Raw genomic sequence first — 17,575 nt, forward strand, 5'->3', positions numbered from 1 at the left:
GCGGCACTGGCCGCAATCTGAAAAGGGCATCACGCAAGTATCCGCACTCCGCCGCAATCTGAAAAGGGCATCACGCAAGTATCCGCACTCCGCATTCTACGGTCTGGATATCTCCACTGAAATGCTGACCTCGGCCCGGAACAAAGTCGGAGCCTATGTGCAGCTTGCCCAGGCTGACGCCTGCAGATTTGATGGAGCCCGGCTTTTCCGGCGCAGCAAGTTCGACCGGATCTTCATTTCTTACGGCCTCTCGATGATCCCTGACTGGCAGGCCGCCTTGCGCATGTCCTACGCGCATCTGGCTCCCGGCGGCCAGCTTCATGTTTTGGATTTTTCAGACCAGGCCGGCTGGCCGCACTGGTTCGGTAACGGGCTGAACCACTGGCTGGCCAATTTTCATGTCACCCCCCGGCTAGACCTCTGCAGGGCTCTCGAAACAGTCGCTGCGGAAACCGGAGGACATGCGCAATGCAGTCAACTGTACCGGGGCTATTCGCAATACGGCATTGTGCATTTGCCTGGCTAAGTTGGCAGAGTAATTCGCATCAAGTCAAACGGTGACAGATCATCCTAAGAATGTCCGGTTGTTTTGAAGGAGTAAGACGGTAAATCCTTTTGCTGTGAATGACATGGTGTGATTGCGGCGGCCGCTCTTCCAGGGCGAACGAGGTCCGATAAAACCGGCCTCAGCAAAACCAGCCGTGGAGGAGAACGACCATGTCGCATTATGTTGGTCTGGACGTGTCCGTCAAATCCGTGTCGATCTGTATTGTTGACGGAGAGGGTGAGGTACTTGCGCACGGCGAGACCAGTTCGGATCCGGACGCAATCGCATCATTCCTTTCGGAGCACGCCGCAGAGCCGGAGTGGATCGTTCATGAGAGCGGCACCCTGGCCATCTGACTCACCCGCGAGCTGGAGAAACGCGGTCTTCCGGTCATCTGCATTGATGCACGCCTGGCGCACAAGGCGCTGTCAGGGCGGATCAACAAGTCCGATACCGGGAACTGATCGAAGATCTTGCTGGCTCACTGAAGGCACCGGAAGTGAGGCGGGCGGCCACTGCGTCGCTGCGGGCGCTGATTTCGGGGGGGTGGATGGTTCCGGACGCTGACGCGCCGGACGAGCATACGCCACAGCATATACAACTCACTTATTCGCTTAAGCGTATAGTTTAAAATTATCCACCAGAGCGTATATTGCTAATTTATTCGCCATAGCGTATCATCTTCGTATGAAAGAACTCGCTCGCACACCAAAGCAGATCGGCTCCATCATCCAGCGCGCGCGCAAAAAGCGCTGCTGGTCACAATCGCAACTTGCTGAACGCGCTGGGTTACGCCAGGCCACGATCTCCCAAGTCGAAAGCGGCGAGAAGCTTGCGAAGCTCGACACCATCCTGGCCGTTCTTGCAGCTCTTGACCTGGAATTCAGGATCGACGAGCGCACCAAAGGGCACGGGCAGGATATCGAGGAGCTTTTCTAATGGGACGGCGCCCCGCATATATGCCATTGCGGATTTACCTGAACAACCGTCGCGTCGGAACACTCACCCGTGAAAGAAGCGGTGCCATCGGCTTTGCCTATCACAACGATTGGCTGGCCTGGGAGCATGCCCTGCCTGTCTCACTTTCGCTGCCATTGCGCGAAACGCCGTATCGGGGAGAGCCTGTTGCGGCGGTTTTCGAGAACCTGCTGCCTGACTCGGACAAGCTTCGCCGCCTTGTTGCCGAAAAAGTCGGCGCCCGAGGCATTGACGCCTACAATATGCTGACCAAGATCGGCCATGACTGTGTAGGCGCGCTGCAATTCATCGCGGGGGATGATTATGCGCCCGACGCCACCGGCAAGCTGGAAGGCGAAACCGTTGATGCCGGAGCCATCGAGAACATCCTGAAAGGCCTGAGCCAGGCACCTCTCGGCCTTACAGGAGATGACGCGTTCCGGATTTCCGTGGCGGGCGCACAAGAAAAAACCGCCCTGCTTCGGCATGACGGGCAATGGATCAAGCCGCACGGCGCGACCCCAACCACACATCTCATCAAGACGCAGATCGGCGAGCTGCCCGGCGGCATCGATCTCTCGGACAGCGTCGAGAACGAATACTATTGCCTCAGACTCACATCAGCTTTCGGCCTGCCGGTGAACAACGCCGCCATTGAAACCTTCGGGGATACCAAAGCCCTTGTTATAGAGCGTTTCGACCGCCGTTGGACAAAGGACGGACGCCTCCTGCGCCTGCCGCAGGAAGACTGCTGCCAAGCTCTGTCCGTACCGCCAACCCTGAAATACCAGAATGAGGGCGGACCGGGCATGGCCGACGTACTCGGCCTGCTCAAAGGCAGCGACACGCCCCTCGAAGATCAGGAAACCTTCCTGAAGGCTCAATTGGTCTTCTGGCTGATCGGCGCAACAGACGGCCATGCCAAGAACTTCAGCGTGTTTCTTAGTCCGGGCGGCAGCTACCGCATGACCCCGCTCTATGACATCCTGACGGCCCAGCCCGCGCTGAACGCCCGCCAGATCGAGCGCAAGCAGATGAAAATGGCGATGTCGGTGGGCAACAGCCGCCATTATCGCTTCGACCAGATTCACGGGCGGCATTTCGTGCAAACGGCCATGCGGGCGGGGCTCTCGAAAAAACGTGCGCGCAGCCTCATTGAAGACATTGCAGAGCGTGCGCCCAAGGCGCTCGAAACAGCCGCAGAGTCCATGCCGGCGGGTTTCCCAACCGATGTAATTGAAGCCATCAGCGAGGCCGTCTACGGGCGCCTGAGCGGATTGCAATCGGCGACTGCCCTTGAGGGCTAATACGCCATAAGCGGCTGCCTGCGCGAAACAACCCACTCCAGAACCGGCAGCACAAAAAGGACAACCTCAGCAGAACAGCACGAAACCAGACACCAACTGGCCGTGGCCCGCTAGCGGATCATTCCCGGTCTCCCTCCCCAGATCCGGGCTTGTAAGACAGGTAGAGCTCACCGCTTTCGCGCATGCTGACCTCTGGAGCGTTGTGCTCGCCATCGGTTTCCGCGTCTGTCGCGTGCGGGTGCCGGTTCAATACCTGCTGGTAATCATATGCCGCCGCCCTGGCCTCCTCCCGGATCCGGCCGGAGCTGGCATTCAGGCAATTCAGGTAGACCTCCACGTCCGCGAAGTAGAGGCGGTAGTGCTCCCGCAATTCGGCACCGGTGAACCCGGCGTCTTCCAGATAGGCCAGTTCCGGCCGCACCGGTTCGACACAGGCTTGCGCAGCCAGGTTTCCCGGCACCGCTGCAAGGACGGCCGACATCAGGAACCGAATGCTCATTCTTCCCTCCCCTCGCTTCCGTGCTTAAAGGCCAATTAAGCCCGGCTGATGTCCGGCGAACCTCGGAGACCCACGGTCTGGAATGTGCCGAAATCATTGAGGCTCGACCTCTCAACGGCACAGGTCTTAATAATAGATAAGCTCGGACCCGGTATTGCCCTCGTAATCCTTCCACTCGACACCAACCGCCCGGATGCGGCTGCCTTCCGGGCATCCCTTGACGGGCGGCATCACGTAGCTTGGCACACCCCGGGCGCTGTAGCCACGCCAGGAAAAGCCGCCCTGAACGCCGTAAGTACCAACCTGGGTGCTATCGATCTCCCCGCAATAATCCTTCTCCTTCCGCGCTTCGAACTTCACATGGTAGACGCGGATGGAGCGGACAAAATCGAAGGCGCGATCGCTGATGTCGATGTCGGCACGCCCGTTTTCCGTGGAATAGTCCCCAGCCAGCTCAAGCATTCCGGATGGAGGTGCTCCGTCCTGCTTGAGCTGGCGAAGGGTTGCCGGAAACCGCACGGTGCGAGGCTCGCCGTTCGTGAGTGATGGCAGTTCCGCCGTTCCCGGCTGCAGCCGTAGCTCCGCAGGTGCCTCACTATCGCTGATTGCAGCGTCATAGAGGCGTTCTACAGGGCTGGCCGGTTGCTTGGGACTATAGGACGCTCCCATCGGGCAACGCCAGATCTGCAGCGGCGGCTCAATCGGAAATGGCGTGATCCTGCGGATGAACTCCGCGCGCGCCGCGCTGCACTCTGCCGAGGATGGCCAATTGCCTGAAAGGCAGAGCAAAATCGCGCAGTCGATGGGCGCCGCTTCCGTGCGCGAAATTCCGCCTATTACCGCTGAAGCTGCTAGCAGCCCAGCCGCTACCGTTTTACGTGTCCTGCAAATCATATGCGCGATCCAAAATCATGTTACTCAACTCAAGAATGTCCAAACGCTCTAATACACGTTGGCTGGCCGAGCGTTACCCGACGGACGATGCCTGCGTCTACCTGATTTTCCAAAATCGGCACGTTTAGCGAATTCGCGCTTACGTCACTTTCTCCTTTTGTCATTTTGCGCTTTTTTGTATTTAGCGCTTTCCTCTTGGAGTGGAATGTGATTCAAAGCTAACTGCACCTGTCATCGTATTTCGGCAGGTGAGGATAGATGCGAATTAACCGACCAGTAGTTACCAGCGATGCACTTCCTTCATTTTTCAAGAAGGGCGGCCGGGTTGAATACCGCCCCATTAACACACCAAAAGGCTGGCAGTGGGAACTGTGGGCCATCTCTCCGGACGGCCATGAGGAGATTGTCACCTCCTCGAAGACCGGCGGCCCGCGGGTTTTCAAAACAGCGGATGCCTTGCTGGCCTTCCACATCCGGAACAACCCCGGCGCCAACGGCCTGTTCATCCCGATCCCCGTCGACAGCGGTCAGGAAAGCAGCAACGGYAGCTAGCAGCCGCCCGTCGGCATTCTTGTTCGCTGCTATACTAGGAATGGCGTCAGCCGCTCCCGCCTCAGCCGGAAAGCTCAGCCGGCAGGCATTTGAAGCCATTGCCGAAAACTGCGCTCCGGGCGTCGCGCTCCATATCCTGGAGAAGATTGTCCGTTCAGAGAGCGGATTCAACCCGTTCGCCATCGGTGTGAATGGCCCGGACCGCCGGAGCTATGCCCCGGCCAGCACTGCCGAGGCGGCCGCAGTGTCGCGCGAGATGATCTCTAAGGGCGAGTCCATCGACATGGGCCTCGGCCAGATTAACAGCGCCAACCTCGCCTGGCTGGGGCTCACCCCGGAAACCGTCTTTGATCCCTGCAAGAACCTTGAAGCCTCTGCCAAGGTTCTGCGCGACGGGTATGAGCGCGCGCGGGAGGCAGGCGCATCCAGAGAGGATGCGCTGGGGAAAGCCCTCTCGGCCTACAACACCGGCTCGTTCACACGCGGTTTCACAAACGGCTATGTGGCGCGCGTGCTGGGCGGGAACGGGACAGGCCGTCAACATTCTGCAGATCGCCCCCCCGTAACAGCAGCTGCCGCGGATGCGGCAACACGCTGGGATGTGTTCGGAAGCTCCGGCACATCCACAGCACTTGTATTTCAATAAAGGAGACCTTCATGCGAACCGATTTCGCGAAACGCCGCAACTTTGCGGCGCCCATAGTCATGGCCGCCATCCTGACCCTGGCCGCACAGCCGGCCGCGGCTGCGGGCTTCACGGATTTCTTCAACAACATCGTGGATGAGTTCAACAACGCCAAACAGCCGCTGGCCCTCATCGGGCTCATGCTGGTGGGCGTCGGCTGGCTCTTCAACTTCGTCGACCTGCGGCGGGCAGGCTGGGTCGTGGGCGGCATCGTCCTGATCTACGCCTCGACCGATGTGCTGTCGATGATCACCGCCTAAGCAGCCGGAACGGAAAAGGGAGGCCATATGGACATGGAAAAGATCAACGAGGACCCGCTGTTCCTGGCGCTGACACGTCCGGCGATGATCTGGGGCATTCCGATGGAAGCCTTTGCAATCTCCTGCGGTAGCGCAGGCCTGGCAATGATTGCTGCGGACTCGATTTTCTATCTGCTCCTGACTCTCCCTTTTCTCGCCATGTCACGGTTTATCGTGCAGCGAGACCAGAACGCTTTCCGCATTCTGTTCCGCTGGTTCGACACCGGCGCACGCTGCCTCAACCACCGGTTCTGGGGCGGTTCTTCGTCCTCGGCTCTGCGCCTCAAGCGGGACTACAGGATCGAGGAAATTGATTGATGGGCTTTACCAAGAAAATCAAAGCGGAGCTGACCGCAGACCGCTACCTGCCGTACATCCGGCACTCCGATGAGCACACCATTATCACGCGCGGCCGCGGCGCATTCCAGATGCTCAAACTGGACGGCGTCTCCTTTGAAACCGCTGACCGGCAGCGGATCAACACCCTGCACAACAGCCTCAATCATGCGCTGCGCAACATCGCCGATGACAATGTGATGCTCTACGTGCACGTGATCCGAACGGCAGATGACGACTACCCCGACGGCGGCTTCTCGTCTGAGACGAGCAAATGGATCGATGCCTCCTACCGCGAAACGCTTGAGCGCAAGACACTCTTCCGGAACGACATTTACCTGACGGTCTACATGCAGCCGCGTGAGCTGCCCGGCGCCAAGCTGGCGAAAGGTGTCCGCCGCGCCCGGAACAGCCCGATCGAGGTAGACAAGGATCTGCTTGGCGAACTGGATGACAAAACCCTGCAGCTCCTCAGCAACCTGAGCCGGTTCAAGCCCCGGCGGCTGGCTGTCGAGCGCAACAGCAGAGGCCTGCTGATCTCCCAGCCTGCCAGTGTGCTGCGACAGCTCATCACCGGCCACAATGAGCCCGTCCCTGTTGTCATGGGCACCATCGGCAATGCGATCTACACCGACCGGGTGATTTTCGGCCGGGAAGCGTTTGAGATCCGGCACCCGGCCGCATCCACCTACGGCGCCATGTTCGGGGTGAAGGAATACCACGCGGTCACCCGCCCCAATATGTTCGACACCCTGCTGACGGCCCCGTTTCAATTCGTGCTGACGCAGTCCTTCCGCTGCGTGGCCAAGAATGAAGCCCTCCGCGCCATGTCGCTCAAGGAAGGCCGGATGCGCAACTCCAAGGATCCGGCGCTGTCGCAAGCGGACCAGCTGGTCAATGCCCGCGATGAGCTCATGTCCGGCCATTATGTCATGGGCGAACACAACCTAAGCTTGGCGGTCTTTGCCAGCGACGCGAAGGCCCTGAAAAACCACGTGGCAGACGCCAAAAACCTGCTAGCGGAATCCGGGGCGGTCGCGGGCCGGGAAGACCTGGGTCTTGAAAGCGCCTTCTGGTCCCAGCTTCCCGGCAATCACCCGTTCCGCATCCGCCCTGCCCTGGTCACCAGCCGGAATTTCACGGCAATGGCCCCCTTGCACAATTTCCCGACCGGGCACCGGAGCGGCAATGAATGGGGCGGCGCCGTCGCCAAACTGCGCTCCACCGCGGGCACCCCTTTCTATTACAACTTCCATGTTGAAGACCTGGGGCATGCGCTCATTTGCGGCCCGTCCGGCTCGGGCAAGACTGTGTTTCAGACCTTCATGCTGTCCCAGCTGGAAAAGTTTGGCACCAAGGGTGTCCTCTTTGATAAGGATTACGGCTGCGAAATTTTCGTGCGCGCCCTGGGCGGAAGCTACCTTGGTTTCCAGCCCGGGCGTCCGACGGGCTGCGCGCCCTTCATGGCGATCGACGTGACGCCGGAAACAGTTCCGTTTCTTGTCTCGCTGGTGAAAAGCATGCTGAGCGGCGGCGGCGACAGCTGCCGTTTCTCCGCCGAAGACCAGAAGCGTATCGAAACTGCAGTTGCCTCGCTGGCCACACTGCCCCGCAGACAGCGCTCTGTCTCGACGCTGAAAGAACTGCTGGGCTTCGGCCGGGGCGCCGGGGATATCGGCAACCGGCTCGACCGCTGGTGCGAGGCAGGCCAACTCGGCTGGGTCTTCGACAACCAGGCGGACACAATCGGTTTCGGAGCCAGCCTAGCTGGATTTGATATCACCGCTTTCCTGGATGACCCTCAAATCCGCAATCCGATCATGATGTACCTCATGTACAGGGTCGAGCAGCTGATCAACGGCCAGCGCATCGCAATCTTTATCGATGAATTCTGGAAAGCGCTGTCGGACCCCTATTTCGTCTCCTTTGTGCGGGACAAACTGAAGGTGATCCGGAAGCAGAACGGCATTATCGTGGCCGGCACCCAGTCCCCCTCAGACGTGCTTGCCAGCCCGATCGCCCGGACCGTGATTGAGCAATGTGCCAACCTGATCTTCTTCGGCTCGGACAAGGCCAGCCGGGCCGACCTTATTGACGGCTTCAGGCTGTCCGAACGGGAATTTGAAATCATCCGGAACGAGCTGCCGCGGGGACACTTCCTGGTGAAACAGGGCGGGAACTCGGTGGTCTGCGATCTGGATCTGACCGGGCTCGATGACGTCCTGACCGTCCTATCGGGCCGCACCGCCACCAATGCAATCATGCGTGAGCTTCGGGCTGAAAACCCGGATCCAGCACATTGGCTTCCCCTGCTGTTCCAAAGAAGAAAGGAGATGGAATGAAAAAACTCCTGCTCACATCCGCACTCGCTCTGGCCCTGTCATGCACAGGCGGGCATGCCGCAGGTGTCCCAGTTGTCGATGCAGCAGCCATCGCCAACGCCAAGGCGCAATTCGCCAAGGAACTGGCGCAGATGGCACAGGAGCTTGAAGAAGCCAGGCGCCTCTATGACTCCGTGAACGGCCTGACCAGCATGGATGACATTGCCGAGGCGCTCAATGATCCCAAAGTGCGGGAGTTGCTGGGCGCCGATGCCATGCGGATTGCCAGCGCCTTTGATGTCGATCTTGACGACCTGGGTGATCTGGCCGAAACTGCGCAGGATGTCTACGATCATGCCTCGCTGATTGGCGCGGACATCTCTGCCGAGGATTTCTACCGGAAAGAACTGGAGCGCATTAAAGGCCAGAGCGCCCGGAATGCCGCCATGGGAGACCGCATTCTGCGGGTGGCCGACGACCGGTTATCCGGGCTGGAAAAGCTGCGCATGGAAATCGGCCGGGCGGAAACTCAGAAGGAGATCAACGCCCTGAACMCCCGCCTCTCGGTCGAGCAGGCCATGCTGCAGAACGACACCAACCGCATTCAGGGACTCGCCATGCTGCAGGAGGCGCAGGCCAAGGCGGAAGCTCATCGGCAGCAGCAGGTCGAGCTGCAAATGATTGAACGTGAACGCGCTGCTGCGCGACGCATGTTCCAAAACTACACTTCTGAGAATTGATGATATCCACATGAAATCATTTCATTTTTCCATCGCCGTTGCGCTCGCGGTCGCTGTTGCCGCCTGCAAAGAAGAAAATCACTCCGTGGATTACTTCGTGCAAAACGACGCAGAGCGCGCCGCCGTGCTTAAGGAATGCGAGTTGTCCGACGGTGCCGATCTCAACGCCAATTGCACCAATGCCTGGCAAGCCCAAGAAAAGGTTCAAATCGATCGTGAGCGGCAGGCGGCGAAAAGGCTATTTGGCGGCTCTCCTTCGGAGTGAAACCGCTTTGAACGTAGGTGGATCGGAATGGCTGGAATTATTCAGACGCTTTACGATGGTTTGGGCGACGGCCTGACCGAACACACAAATACAATCAGCAGCAATATGGCCTCAGCGGTGAGTGCCCCGCTCACCGCTGCTATGACGCTGTATATCCTGTTGTATGGTTTTGCGATCATGCGCGGAATGATCCAGGAACCGGTGATGGATTTCCTCGCGAGAGGAATAAAGCTCGCCATCATTTGGACTTTGGCAACCCAAGCTGGGGATTATTCAGCATGGGTTGGAGACCTGATCCGGGCCGATATTCCGCAATTTGTGGAAACGTTGACTGGGGGAAAGGGGAACTTGCCCGCGGATTCCGTAATGACCCAAGCCTCTCTTATCAGCGCGGACGTCAGAGAAGCTTACGGCGGCAGTATTCCGGGGAGTTTTTACGGCTACCTGATGTCCTTGGTTGTAATGTTCTTTGCAGCCATTTTCGCATCCATCACTTTTGTAGTTTCTATTCTGGTGCACTTCGAACTGGCCATCATGGCAGCTATTGGCCCCCTTTTCATCGCATTCGCGTTGTTCGATCACACACGCGGCTGGTTCTTTGGCTGGCTGGGGCAAACTGTAAATTTTGCTATCCTGAAGCTGTTGGTGGTCGTTCTATCTGTTGTCATCACGTCCTTCGTTGGAGAGGTCTATACAAATATCGACCTAAAAGACGGCACCATCGCGCTGTTCACCTTCTGCGTCGGCCTCATGTGCTCAACAATCTTCTTCTTCCTCCTGCCCTCCATAGCCTCGGCGCTGACCGCTGGCACCGGTGCCTCCACCGGCGCACTGCAACGGATTGTTGAGCGGAAACTCCTGGGCGGCTCCAGCGGCGGTGGAAGCAGCACGCATAGCGGCTCTGCAACCAGAACCTGAGGCCGCGCAAATCCGATCCCATCACCCTTAAATACCAGGTACTACATGAAAAAGCTTATTGTTCTGGCGGCGGCGCTTGGCGTCACCGCTTGCGCCCCGGTGACTCCGCTGCCCGATGTCAGGGGAAGCATGGTGCGCCCGCTGAACCCCACGAAATGGAACTACCAGGAGGCTGTGCTTCAGAAGCAGAAGGAAATCGGGCTCGCAAATCCCGCCGATCAGGATAGCGGCGGGAGCTAAACATGAAGGATGCACACGACAAAGAATTCCAGAAATACCTGAGCGAGGCGCGGTCCTTTGATTATGACTTGCGCATTGCCGCAGAACGGTCAAAGCGGGTGGCCTGGATCATCGCTGGCGGTGCGAGCGTGCTGGCCCTGGCGGCCGTCACAGCAGTAGCCGCGCTGGCGCCGCTGAAAGAGGTCACACCCTTCGTGATCCGCGTGGACGAGGCCAGCGGCGTGCCGGAGGTCATGACTGCGCTGAAAGACAGCGGGCAGACCTACGACGAGGCCGTTTCGCGCTATTTCCTTGCCCGCTACGTGCGGACCCGGGAGGGCTACACCTACGCAGAACGGGAGGCAATTTTTCACGAGGTCTCGCTGCTGTCCTCGCCCGAAGCTCAGCGAGAGTTCTCGGCCTATTATAACGCCAGCAACCCGCAAAGTCCTCAGTACACCTACGGCAAAGACACCAAGGCCGAGATCAAGATCCGCTCGATTGCCTTCCTCGGGGACGGGCTGGCCCAGGTGCGCTTCTACCGCACTGAAATCAACGAGCGGGAAGACCTCCGAACCCGCAGCCATTGGGTGGCCACCATCAGCTTCGAGTTCGACCCGCGTGCTGAAATCAGCTCCGAAGACCGGCTGATCAACCCGCTGGGCTTCATCGCCAAAAACTACCGTGCTGACCCGGAGGTGGTGGAATGAGACTGAAAGCAGCCCTTCTGGCCAGTGCCCTGCTGGCCGCCACGGGTCCGGCGGCGGCACTGGATATCCCCGATCCTTCACGGTCGGACAGCCGCGTGCGCTCGGTGCGCTATAACGAATGGGATGTTGTGCGTGTGATCGGCACCATCCGTACCACGGTTCAGATCGTTTTTGCCCAGAGCGAGGAGATCATTGATGTGGCGGGCGGCGACACGGTTGCCTGGGAAGTCCAGCCGCGGGGGAACATCCTCTACCTCAAGGCGCGTGAGGCCAATCCTCCAACCAATCTCCAGATCGCCACCATGCGGGAAGATGGCACAACGCGCACCTATTCCATGGAGCTGATCACCCGCGACGGCGAAATCATGCACAACACGCGGGATGTCTATTTCCAGATCCGCTACTCCTACCCCGGCGACGAGGCGAAACGCAGGCGTGCGGAAGCTGCCGAACACAAAGCCCGTGCGCAGGAACAGGCTGCAGCAGCCCGGCTTGCCGATGCGGTGGCAACCACCGGCACGAAAAACTGGCGCTACCTGGCGGCAGGCTCCCGCGACCTGCAACCCGCAAGCGCCTATGACAATGGCGAAATGACCGTGCTGTCGTTCAAGCGCCGCACCCGGCTGCCTTCTGTCTTCATCGTGGAAAACGGGCGAGAGCGCAGCGCAAACACAACCGTCCGGAAAAACCAGATCATCGTCCACGACATAGCGCCGGAACTGCGCCTGCGCCTCGGAAACCAGGTCACGGCGATTTACAACATGGGGCCTGATGAAGGCCGCAGCGGCACAGGCACCGGCACAATTTCCCGCTCCGTGCGGCGCGAAATAATCGGGGAATAATCATGGCTGACGACAAGAACCCACTTGATGCCGGGACCGAAAGCGCGATCCCCGAAGAGCGCGGCATCTCCTCCGTCACTACCGAGAAGACCGGCGGGCTGGATGGCGAAACCCGGAAAAAGCTTTTGGTGCTGGCGGGTATCACCTTCCTTGGTATTKCCGCCTACGCGCAATGGCCCAGCGGCGAGGTGCCGGAGGAGCCGGAAACGCAGCAGGCATTCGCGCGGATCCGCTCCAGCGGCGGCTTCCAGCCCGCCGATCTTCCGGATCCGGCACCTGCTGTCCTGCCGGCACCGGTTCCGTCTGAGCCGGAAGAACCGCTCGGCCCCATCGAACAGGCCAGAGCCGAGGAAGAGCTTCGCCCTGCCACGCCCAGCGAGGCAGACTTGATCTATGAAAGCTCGAAGCGGGCCCCGCTCCTGGCCTACTCAGGTCCCCGCGGCACCGCAGCAGCCAACGCGGGCGCGGCAGCGGGCAGCCCCGGCGGCCTGTTCGGCAGTGCCGCCGACGGTGCAGGTGGAGACTTGAGCGGCTTTGCGTCTTCGCTGCTCACCGGGGCGCCCTCGCCCGCCAAAGCCACACTGCTCGATAATCCGCATTTGACCATCACCCAAGGCACAATGATCCCCTGCGCGCTTGATACAGCAATGGATTCCAGCAACCCCGGCATGGTCCGCTGCACCGTGACCGACGACATATTCTCCACCACCGGCGCGGTTGTTCTGCTGGAACGGGGAACCCGGATCATCGGCGAATATCAGGGCGGCTTGAAGCGGGGCAACAAGCGCCTGTTCGTGGTGTGGACCCGGGCGGAAACCCCCAATGGTGTCACCGTCAGCCTGGCGTCTCCCGCCACCGATGCCCTCGGCCGCAGCGGATTTGACGGTGATGTGGATACCCGGTTCTGGACCCGCTTCGGCGGCACCATGATGCTGTCAATCATTGATGACGCCCTGGCGATTGCGGCAAACCGCCATGATGACGACGGCGAATATGAGAGCACAAGCGACGGTGCCAGCAGGCTGGCTGAAATAGAGCTGGAAAACACCATTAACGTGCCAGTGATCCTGCGGAAGAACCAGGGCGAGGAGGTTGCCGTGATGGTTGCCCGCGACCTGGACTTTTCCTCTGTCTACAAGCTGCGGTGAGCGCCATGACAGATCCCCGTCCCATCGCAATGGCAAAGCGGGTGCCGGTGGCACTTGCGGCCTATCTAGAGCCGTTCAACAGCTTCCTCGACCGGCCGGATATCATCGAGATCTGCGTCAACAGCCCCGGCCAGGTCTTCGTCGAGGCCTATTCCGGCTGGGAGACCCACAGCCTCCTTCAGCTGACATTCGACTTCCTCATGAGCATGGTGCGTGCCATCGGCTCCTACGCCCGCCAGGAAATCAACGAAACCAACCCGCTTCTGTCCGGCTCGCTGCCGGGTGGCGAGCGGATACAGATTGTGGTGCCGCCTGCGGTGCCCGCAGGCACTGTCAGCATCACGATCCGGAAACCGGCTCGGCGCAGCTTTACACTGGAAGAGCTGGCCGGGCTGGGAATGTTCGATGACGTCACAGCCGATGCAGATACGCCCGATGGGGACAGCAGAGAGCTACTGCAGCTGCATAAGGACCGGGCCTGGCTCCCCTTTCTGAAGAAGGCCGTCAGCGCCAAGAAAAACATCCTGATTTCCGGCGCCACCGGCTCGGGCAAAACAACCTTCTCCAAGGCACTGATCCCGCTGATCCCCGAGCATGAACGGCTGATCACGATCGAGGACACAGTGGAGCTTGAACTGCCGCAGCCCAATGCGGTGCGGCTGATCTATTCGAAAGGCGGCCAGGGCGAAGCCAATGTGTCCGCCCGCGACCTTCTGGAAAGCGCCCTGCGGATGCGGCCCGACCGGATCTTCCTGCAGGAGCTGCGCGACGCCGCGGCCTTCTACTACCTGCGCAATGTGAACACCGGACACTCAGGGTCAATCACCACCATCCATGCGGATTCCGCGCAGCTCGCCTTCGAGCAGCTGGCCCTGCTGGTGAAGGAAAGCGAGGCCGGTCGCGATCTCAAGCGCGGCGAGATCAAGGATATGCTTTTCCAGATGGTGGATGTGGTGGTGCAGATCAGGAAAACCCCGCAGGGACGGCGCATTGCCGAGATCTTTTTTGACCCCTCCTTGAAGCAGGCCAAGGGAGGGACGGAATGATCGTCCAGAAGTGGCCCCGCATGAGCACCGGCGCCCGCATTACCGCGGTGGCTGCGGGGACGGGTATTGCCGCCTTAGGCGGCCTTGCCGCTTCCGCCATGGTGCTGCAGTGGGGACTTAAGATCCCGGTTTCTTTACCTCAGGATCTTCTGATCTATCCCGAGTATGCGCTGGCGGGAGGCCAGCCCGCCCAGACCGCGAAATGGGTGAAACTGGCGGGTTATGCCGCGCTGGCGCCTGCGGCTCTGATCATCGCCGGGATTCTCAGGTCTCACCCGAAGCCTGATCTGCACGGCAGCGCCGCTTTTGCCAGGGCGTCAGATATCAAGCGTGCAGGCCTGCGGGCGAAACAGGGGCTGATTGCAGGGTTCACAGGCCCCCTGCCCTCGCCGAACTACGGCAAGCCCGTTGACCGTTTCGGGCGGGTCGATGAAGACAACGGCAAGGTGAATGTGGCCAGGACCGGCCATCTGACAGCCAGCAACCTTCTGCGCTATGGCGGGCCGGAGCACATGATGCTCTATGCGCCGACCCGTTCGGGCAAGGGCGTGGGTGTTGTGATCCCCAACCTGCTGAACTGGCCGGAATCGGCCGTCATCCTCGATATCAAGAAAGAGAACTGGACCCTCACTGCAGGCTTCCGGAAAGCAGGCGGCCAGGAGGTGTTCATGTTCGACCCCTTGGAGCCGAACGGCCGCACGCACCGCTGGAACCCGCTGTCCGCCGTGCGCCGGGGCACCGATTACCAGATCGATGATCTCCAGCGTCTGGCTGACCTGTTCATTCCTGTGCAATCCAAAGACCCGTTCTTCGACCGCGCCGCCCAGACCGCGTTTGTCGGCGTCGGCGGCTATCTGGCAGAAACCCCGGAGCTGCCGTTCACCCTCGGCGAAATCTACCGTCAGCTCACCCTCACGGATCAGTTCGTCAAGACATTCAAAAAGCGGATCGAGGATCGGGCCGCATCGAGAACGCCCCTGTCGCAGCAAACGGTCTCCACGCTCAACGACTTCCTGTCCAAGAGCGAGGCAACTTTCGAAAGCGTGAAGTCCACCATCACCGCAAACCTGGGTCTGTTTGCAAACCCGATGCTCGATCGCGCAACGTCGGTATCCGATTTCAACTTCGCCGATCTGCGCAAGAAACCGATGAGCATCTATGTCGGCATCACCCCCAACAACCTCGGCCGCCTGGCACCCCTGCTCAACCTGTTCTTCCAGAGCTGCGTCGACGCCAACATGCAAGAGTTGCCTGAGCACAATCCGGAGCTGAAACACCGTGTCCTGTTGTGCATGGATGAATTTGCGGCCGTGGGTGAGCTGCCCAGCTTCAAACGCGGCATCGGGTATTTCGCGGGCTACGGGTTGAAGGTGCTGACAATCCTTCAGACACCGGCGCAGCTGGCGGATATCTACGGCCAGGAGGGCGCGAAGTCCTATATGGACAACGCCGGCGTGAGGGTGGTGTTCACACCCAAGAATATCGAAGAAGCCAAAAGGATATCCGAACGCCTCGGCACCCATGGCATGGCCGCGAGGAGCGAAAGCAAGTCGAAATACCTGGCTGAACGCAAAACGACAACTATCAGCGAGAGCGAGCAGAAGCGTGATCTGATGATGCCGCAGGAGCTGCTGGAGCTGCCCGACACCGAAGCGCTGGTTCTGATCGGCGGCGAGCGCCCGGTTCGGGCGCGCAAGATCCGCTTTTACGCAGAGGAGGTGTTTCTGGCCCGCTCGCGCATCAAGCCGCCGGAGGTCCCTGTTGTGCCGAAACGGGAGCCCGGCGAAGACTTATCCGCCCTGAAAGCCGAGAACGGGGCAATGCGTCAGCGCCTGACGGCGCTGGAAGAAACCGTGGCCAGACTCACACTCCTCAAGGGTTTCCAGGAAGCAAACATGGCCAGCGGCAAACCCGCCGAGGTTCCGATGACCGACGAGGAGGTGGCTGATCCCAGCGGCATCTCCTTCGAGAAATTGGCGCTCGACAGTGCCGGGCTTACCGAGAAGATCGCCAAGCTGAGCACCACCCGAAAACTGACAACACCGCAGGGTACGCACGACATTCTGGCAGCGCTTGGCGTGCCGGACAAACCGCAGAAACAAGAAAGGGCCTGATATGGAAGATCATGGGCAACAAGTTGTTCAGCCTGAGCCGCAACAGGCTCCCGAACAGGCAGTTCCGCAAGAAGACACCGCGGGCACTAGTTTGCTGGAAATAACCGCTGGTAAGGTCAATGTCCAGGAACCTGCTTCTGATGCGATGGTTCGGCAGCCGCAGCAGGACGGTGAAATCGAGCCGGACCTCCCTGCCCCGCAGCACGCTCAGGACAAATCCCGCTTCGGCATGCCGCGCAACTTTGAAGAACGCTTCCTGATCACGAAACACGCGAACAAGCGGGAGCTGTTCCGCGCCTATGACGATGAGCGCCCGGCCATCGTGGACAAGGGCGACAAGCTGTCCACCAGGAATGCCGATCGTTCCACTGCCATGGACATGATCGAGCTCGCCGCCCACCGCGGCTGGCAGGGCATCAAGGCCCGCGGACCGGAGGACTTCCGCCGTGAAATGTGGATCGAGGGAACTGCACACGGCATGAAAGTCCAAGGCTACCGGCCGTCCGAACAGGAACGCGAGGAATCTGATCGCCGTGCCCAGCTGATTGGTGATCGGGTGATTGAGCGCCTGGATGACGGCAAATCCGGCCACGCCAGGCACTCTTCGCCCGCCCCGGCAGCATCTGCGGGTGACCGGCATGACAGTGGCAAGACCACCAACGTGATCGATATGCCAAACTATGAAAAGGGCGTGCGCGGCTCGATCACCGAAACCGGCTCGGCCCCCTATCGTGACCGTGAAGGCGCTAAAGCCGCCCCATTTGTGGAACTCGAACTGGCATCAGGTCAGAGGCACAAGGTTTGGGGTGTTTCGCTACCGGACATCATTAAGGAGAACCGCCTGCAGGCCGGCGACACGGCAACGCTCCGCTCCGACGGCACCCAAACCGTAACCATCCAGGTCAAGGATCCAAAAACCGGCGAAACCTCTGAACGGGAGGTGCAACGGCGCATCTGGGTTGCGGAAGACTGTGAGTGCTGGACGTAATCTCCCCAAAACGGCTGGATGAAAATTCCCCAGTTTGGCGCCGATGCCGATGATCAGGGGGGCATGCCCCCCTGATCATCGGTCGCGCATACTTCCCCTGTAGAGGCCAATGGAAAGGCTCGCAGGTGGTGGGATTGAGGGAGATCGTGATGATCTTTGAATTGAAGCGGCAGGGCCTTGGCATCAGC

General features: G+C 59.9%; 22 protein-coding genes. 20 read left to right on the plus strand and 2 right to left on the minus strand.

The annotated features are described in order from the left end of the window. The 4 genes from A9D60_RS19925 to A9D60_RS19940 form a co-directional block, all read left to right on the plus strand. On the plus strand, positions 1 to 526 hold a 526-nt coding region (locus tag A9D60_RS19925), incomplete at its 5' end, for a class I SAM-dependent methyltransferase (RefSeq protein ID WP_065269212.1). Positions 527 to 717: 191 nt separating this feature from the next. Further along, positions 718 to 903, plus strand: coding sequence for a hypothetical protein (locus tag A9D60_RS19930; protein ID WP_065269213.1), 186 nt, complete (start codon positions 718 to 720; stop codon positions 901 to 903). Between the two features lie 331 nt (positions 904 to 1,234). Further along, positions 1,235 to 1,486, plus strand: coding sequence for a helix-turn-helix domain-containing protein (locus tag A9D60_RS19935; RefSeq protein WP_065269214.1), 252 nt, complete (start codon positions 1,235 to 1,237; stop codon positions 1,484 to 1,486). Further along, positions 1,486 to 2,811 carry a type II toxin-antitoxin system HipA family toxin gene (locus A9D60_RS19940; protein WP_065269215.1) on the plus strand — a complete coding sequence of 442 codons (1,326 nt, stop codon included), beginning with the start codon at positions 1,486 to 1,488 and terminating at the stop codon, positions 2,809 to 2,811. Before A9D60_RS19935 ends, A9D60_RS19940 begins: the two co-directional genes overlap by 1 nt. Before the next feature lie 118 nt (positions 2,812 to 2,929). Here A9D60_RS19940 and A9D60_RS19945 read toward each other — a convergent pair whose 3' ends face one another. Then, the gene (locus tag A9D60_RS19945) at positions 2,930 to 3,310 is read right to left on the minus strand and encodes a hypothetical protein (RefSeq protein WP_065269216.1); all 381 of its coding nucleotides are present in this window, start codon (positions 3,308 to 3,310) and stop codon (positions 2,930 to 2,932) included. A 126-nt stretch (positions 3,311 to 3,436) separates the two neighbouring features. Continuing rightward, complete coding sequence (locus tag A9D60_RS26255; RefSeq protein WP_254656749.1) at positions 3,437 to 4,099, minus strand: hypothetical protein; 663 nt, start codon at positions 4,097 to 4,099, stop codon at positions 3,437 to 3,439. Here A9D60_RS26255 and A9D60_RS27100 point away from each other — a divergent pair. From A9D60_RS27100 to A9D60_RS20025, 16 genes are all read left to right on the plus strand, one after another. Next, a complete protein-coding gene (locus A9D60_RS27100) occupies positions 4,023 to 4,256 on the plus strand; it encodes a hypothetical protein (RefSeq protein ID WP_254656750.1) in 234 nt (77 codons plus the stop codon). The genes A9D60_RS26255 and A9D60_RS27100 overlap by 77 nt on opposite strands. Positions 4,257 to 4,462: 206 nt before the next feature. Further along, on the plus strand, positions 4,463 to 4,756 hold the full coding sequence (locus A9D60_RS19955) for a hypothetical protein (RefSeq protein ID WP_065269217.1): 294 nt from the start codon (positions 4,463 to 4,465) through the stop codon (positions 4,754 to 4,756). Between the two features lie 40 nt (positions 4,757 to 4,796). Next, entirely contained in the window at positions 4,797 to 5,402 is a 606-nt protein-coding gene (locus A9D60_RS19960; RefSeq protein ID WP_065269218.1) for a lytic transglycosylase domain-containing protein, read from the plus strand. 11 nt (positions 5,403 to 5,413) lie between these two features. Then, positions 5,414 to 5,701, plus strand: a complete 288-nt coding sequence (locus tag A9D60_RS19965; RefSeq protein WP_065269219.1) for a TrbC/VirB2 family protein — start codon at positions 5,414 to 5,416, stop codon at positions 5,699 to 5,701. A gap of 27 nt (positions 5,702 to 5,728) precedes the next feature. Then, complete coding sequence (locus A9D60_RS19970; protein WP_065269220.1) at positions 5,729 to 6,058, plus strand: type IV secretion system protein VirB3; 330 nt, start codon at positions 5,729 to 5,731, stop codon at positions 6,056 to 6,058. Next, positions 6,058 to 8,418, plus strand: coding sequence for a VirB4 family type IV secretion/conjugal transfer ATPase (locus A9D60_RS19975; RefSeq protein ID WP_065269221.1), 2,361 nt, complete (start codon positions 6,058 to 6,060; stop codon positions 8,416 to 8,418). The genes A9D60_RS19970 and A9D60_RS19975 overlap by 1 nt, the downstream gene beginning before the upstream one ends. Next, the gene (locus A9D60_RS19980; RefSeq protein WP_065269222.1) at positions 8,415 to 9,137 is read left to right on the plus strand and encodes a type IV secretion system protein; all 723 of its coding nucleotides are present in this window, start codon (positions 8,415 to 8,417) and stop codon (positions 9,135 to 9,137) included. Before A9D60_RS19975 ends, A9D60_RS19980 begins: the two co-directional genes overlap by 4 nt. A 10-nt stretch (positions 9,138 to 9,147) precedes the next feature. Continuing rightward, positions 9,148 to 9,402, plus strand: coding sequence for an EexN family lipoprotein (locus tag A9D60_RS19985; protein WP_065269223.1), 255 nt, complete (start codon positions 9,148 to 9,150; stop codon positions 9,400 to 9,402). 27 nt (positions 9,403 to 9,429) lie between these two features. Then, entirely contained in the window at positions 9,430 to 10,320 is an 891-nt protein-coding gene (locus A9D60_RS19990) for a type IV secretion system protein (protein ID WP_065269224.1), read from the plus strand. A 45-nt stretch (positions 10,321 to 10,365) separates the two neighbouring features. After that, positions 10,366 to 10,560: a hypothetical protein gene (locus A9D60_RS19995; protein WP_065269225.1), complete on the plus strand. Its 195-nt coding sequence runs from the start codon at positions 10,366 to 10,368 to the stop codon at positions 10,558 to 10,560. Positions 10,561 to 10,562: 2 nt separating this feature from the next. Continuing rightward, a complete protein-coding gene (locus tag A9D60_RS20000; RefSeq protein ID WP_065269226.1) occupies positions 10,563 to 11,249 on the plus strand; it encodes a virB8 family protein in 687 nt (228 codons plus the stop codon). Continuing rightward, positions 11,246 to 12,091, plus strand: a complete 846-nt coding sequence (virB9, locus tag A9D60_RS20005) for a P-type conjugative transfer protein VirB9 (protein ID WP_065269227.1) — start codon at positions 11,246 to 11,248, stop codon at positions 12,089 to 12,091. The genes A9D60_RS20000 and virB9 overlap by 4 nt, the downstream gene beginning before the upstream one ends. 2 nt (positions 12,092 to 12,093) lie before the next feature. Continuing rightward, positions 12,094 to 13,239 (plus strand): type IV secretion system protein VirB10, encoded by a 1,146-nt coding sequence (virB10, locus tag A9D60_RS20010; protein WP_065269228.1) that lies wholly within the window; start codon positions 12,094 to 12,096, stop codon positions 13,237 to 13,239. A 5-nt stretch (positions 13,240 to 13,244) separates the two neighbouring features. Continuing rightward, positions 13,245 to 14,285, plus strand: coding sequence for a P-type DNA transfer ATPase VirB11 (gene virB11 / locus A9D60_RS20015; protein ID WP_254656748.1), 1,041 nt, complete (start codon positions 13,245 to 13,247; stop codon positions 14,283 to 14,285). After that, positions 14,282 to 16,399 carry a type IV secretory system conjugative DNA transfer family protein gene (locus A9D60_RS20020; RefSeq protein ID WP_065269230.1) on the plus strand — a complete coding sequence of 706 codons (2,118 nt, stop codon included), beginning with the start codon at positions 14,282 to 14,284 and terminating at the stop codon, positions 16,397 to 16,399. Before virB11 ends, A9D60_RS20020 begins: the two co-directional genes overlap by 4 nt. Before the next feature lies 1 nt (position 16,400). Next, the gene (locus A9D60_RS20025; RefSeq protein WP_065269231.1) at positions 16,401 to 17,387 is read left to right on the plus strand and encodes an LPD7 domain-containing protein; all 987 of its coding nucleotides are present in this window, start codon (positions 16,401 to 16,403) and stop codon (positions 17,385 to 17,387) included. Positions 17,388 to 17,575: the final 188 nt, after the last annotated feature.

This window comes from Leisingera sp. JC1, assembly GCF_001679925.1.
GTDB lineage: Bacteria > Pseudomonadota > Alphaproteobacteria > Rhodobacterales > Rhodobacteraceae > Leisingera.

Excerpts from the sequence above, each read along its gene's own strand:
- A9D60_RS19975 (WP_065269221.1), top strand. The coding sequence starts at position 6,058 with ATGGGCTTTACCAAGAAAATCAAAGCGGAGCTGACCGCAGACCGCTAC.
- A9D60_RS20025 (WP_065269231.1), top strand. The coding sequence starts at position 16,401 with ATGGAAGATCATGGGCAACAAGTTGTTCAGCCTGAGCCGCAACAGGCT.
- A9D60_RS19960 (WP_065269218.1), top strand. The coding sequence starts at position 4,797 with ATGGCGTCAGCCGCTCCCGCCTCAGCCGGAAAGCTCAGCCGGCAGGCA.
- A9D60_RS19990 (WP_065269224.1), top strand. The coding sequence starts at position 9,430 with ATGGCTGGAATTATTCAGACGCTTTACGATGGTTTGGGCGACGGCCTG.
- A9D60_RS19995 (WP_065269225.1), top strand. The coding sequence starts at position 10,366 with ATGAAAAAGCTTATTGTTCTGGCGGCGGCGCTTGGCGTCACCGCTTGC.
- A9D60_RS19970 (WP_065269220.1), top strand. The coding sequence starts at position 5,729 with ATGGACATGGAAAAGATCAACGAGGACCCGCTGTTCCTGGCGCTGACA.
- A9D60_RS19940 (WP_065269215.1), top strand. The coding sequence starts at position 1,486 with ATGGGACGGCGCCCCGCATATATGCCATTGCGGATTTACCTGAACAAC.
- A9D60_RS19985 (WP_065269223.1), top strand. The coding sequence starts at position 9,148 with ATGAAATCATTTCATTTTTCCATCGCCGTTGCGCTCGCGGTCGCTGTT.
- A9D60_RS20000 (WP_065269226.1), top strand. The coding sequence starts at position 10,563 with ATGAAGGATGCACACGACAAAGAATTCCAGAAATACCTGAGCGAGGCG.
- A9D60_RS19930 (WP_065269213.1), top strand. The coding sequence starts at position 718 with ATGTCGCATTATGTTGGTCTGGACGTGTCCGTCAAATCCGTGTCGATC.
- virB9 (WP_065269227.1), top strand. The coding sequence starts at position 11,246 with ATGAGACTGAAAGCAGCCCTTCTGGCCAGTGCCCTGCTGGCCGCCACG.
- A9D60_RS19945 (WP_065269216.1), bottom strand. The coding sequence starts at position 3,310 with ATGAGCATTCGGTTCCTGATGTCGGCCGTCCTTGCAGCGGTGCCGGGA.
- A9D60_RS20020 (WP_065269230.1), top strand. The coding sequence starts at position 14,282 with ATGATCGTCCAGAAGTGGCCCCGCATGAGCACCGGCGCCCGCATTACC.
- A9D60_RS19965 (WP_065269219.1), top strand. The coding sequence starts at position 5,414 with ATGCGAACCGATTTCGCGAAACGCCGCAACTTTGCGGCGCCCATAGTC.
- A9D60_RS19935 (WP_065269214.1), top strand. The coding sequence starts at position 1,235 with ATGAAAGAACTCGCTCGCACACCAAAGCAGATCGGCTCCATCATCCAG.
- virB11 (WP_254656748.1), top strand. The coding sequence starts at position 13,245 with ATGACAGATCCCCGTCCCATCGCAATGGCAAAGCGGGTGCCGGTGGCA.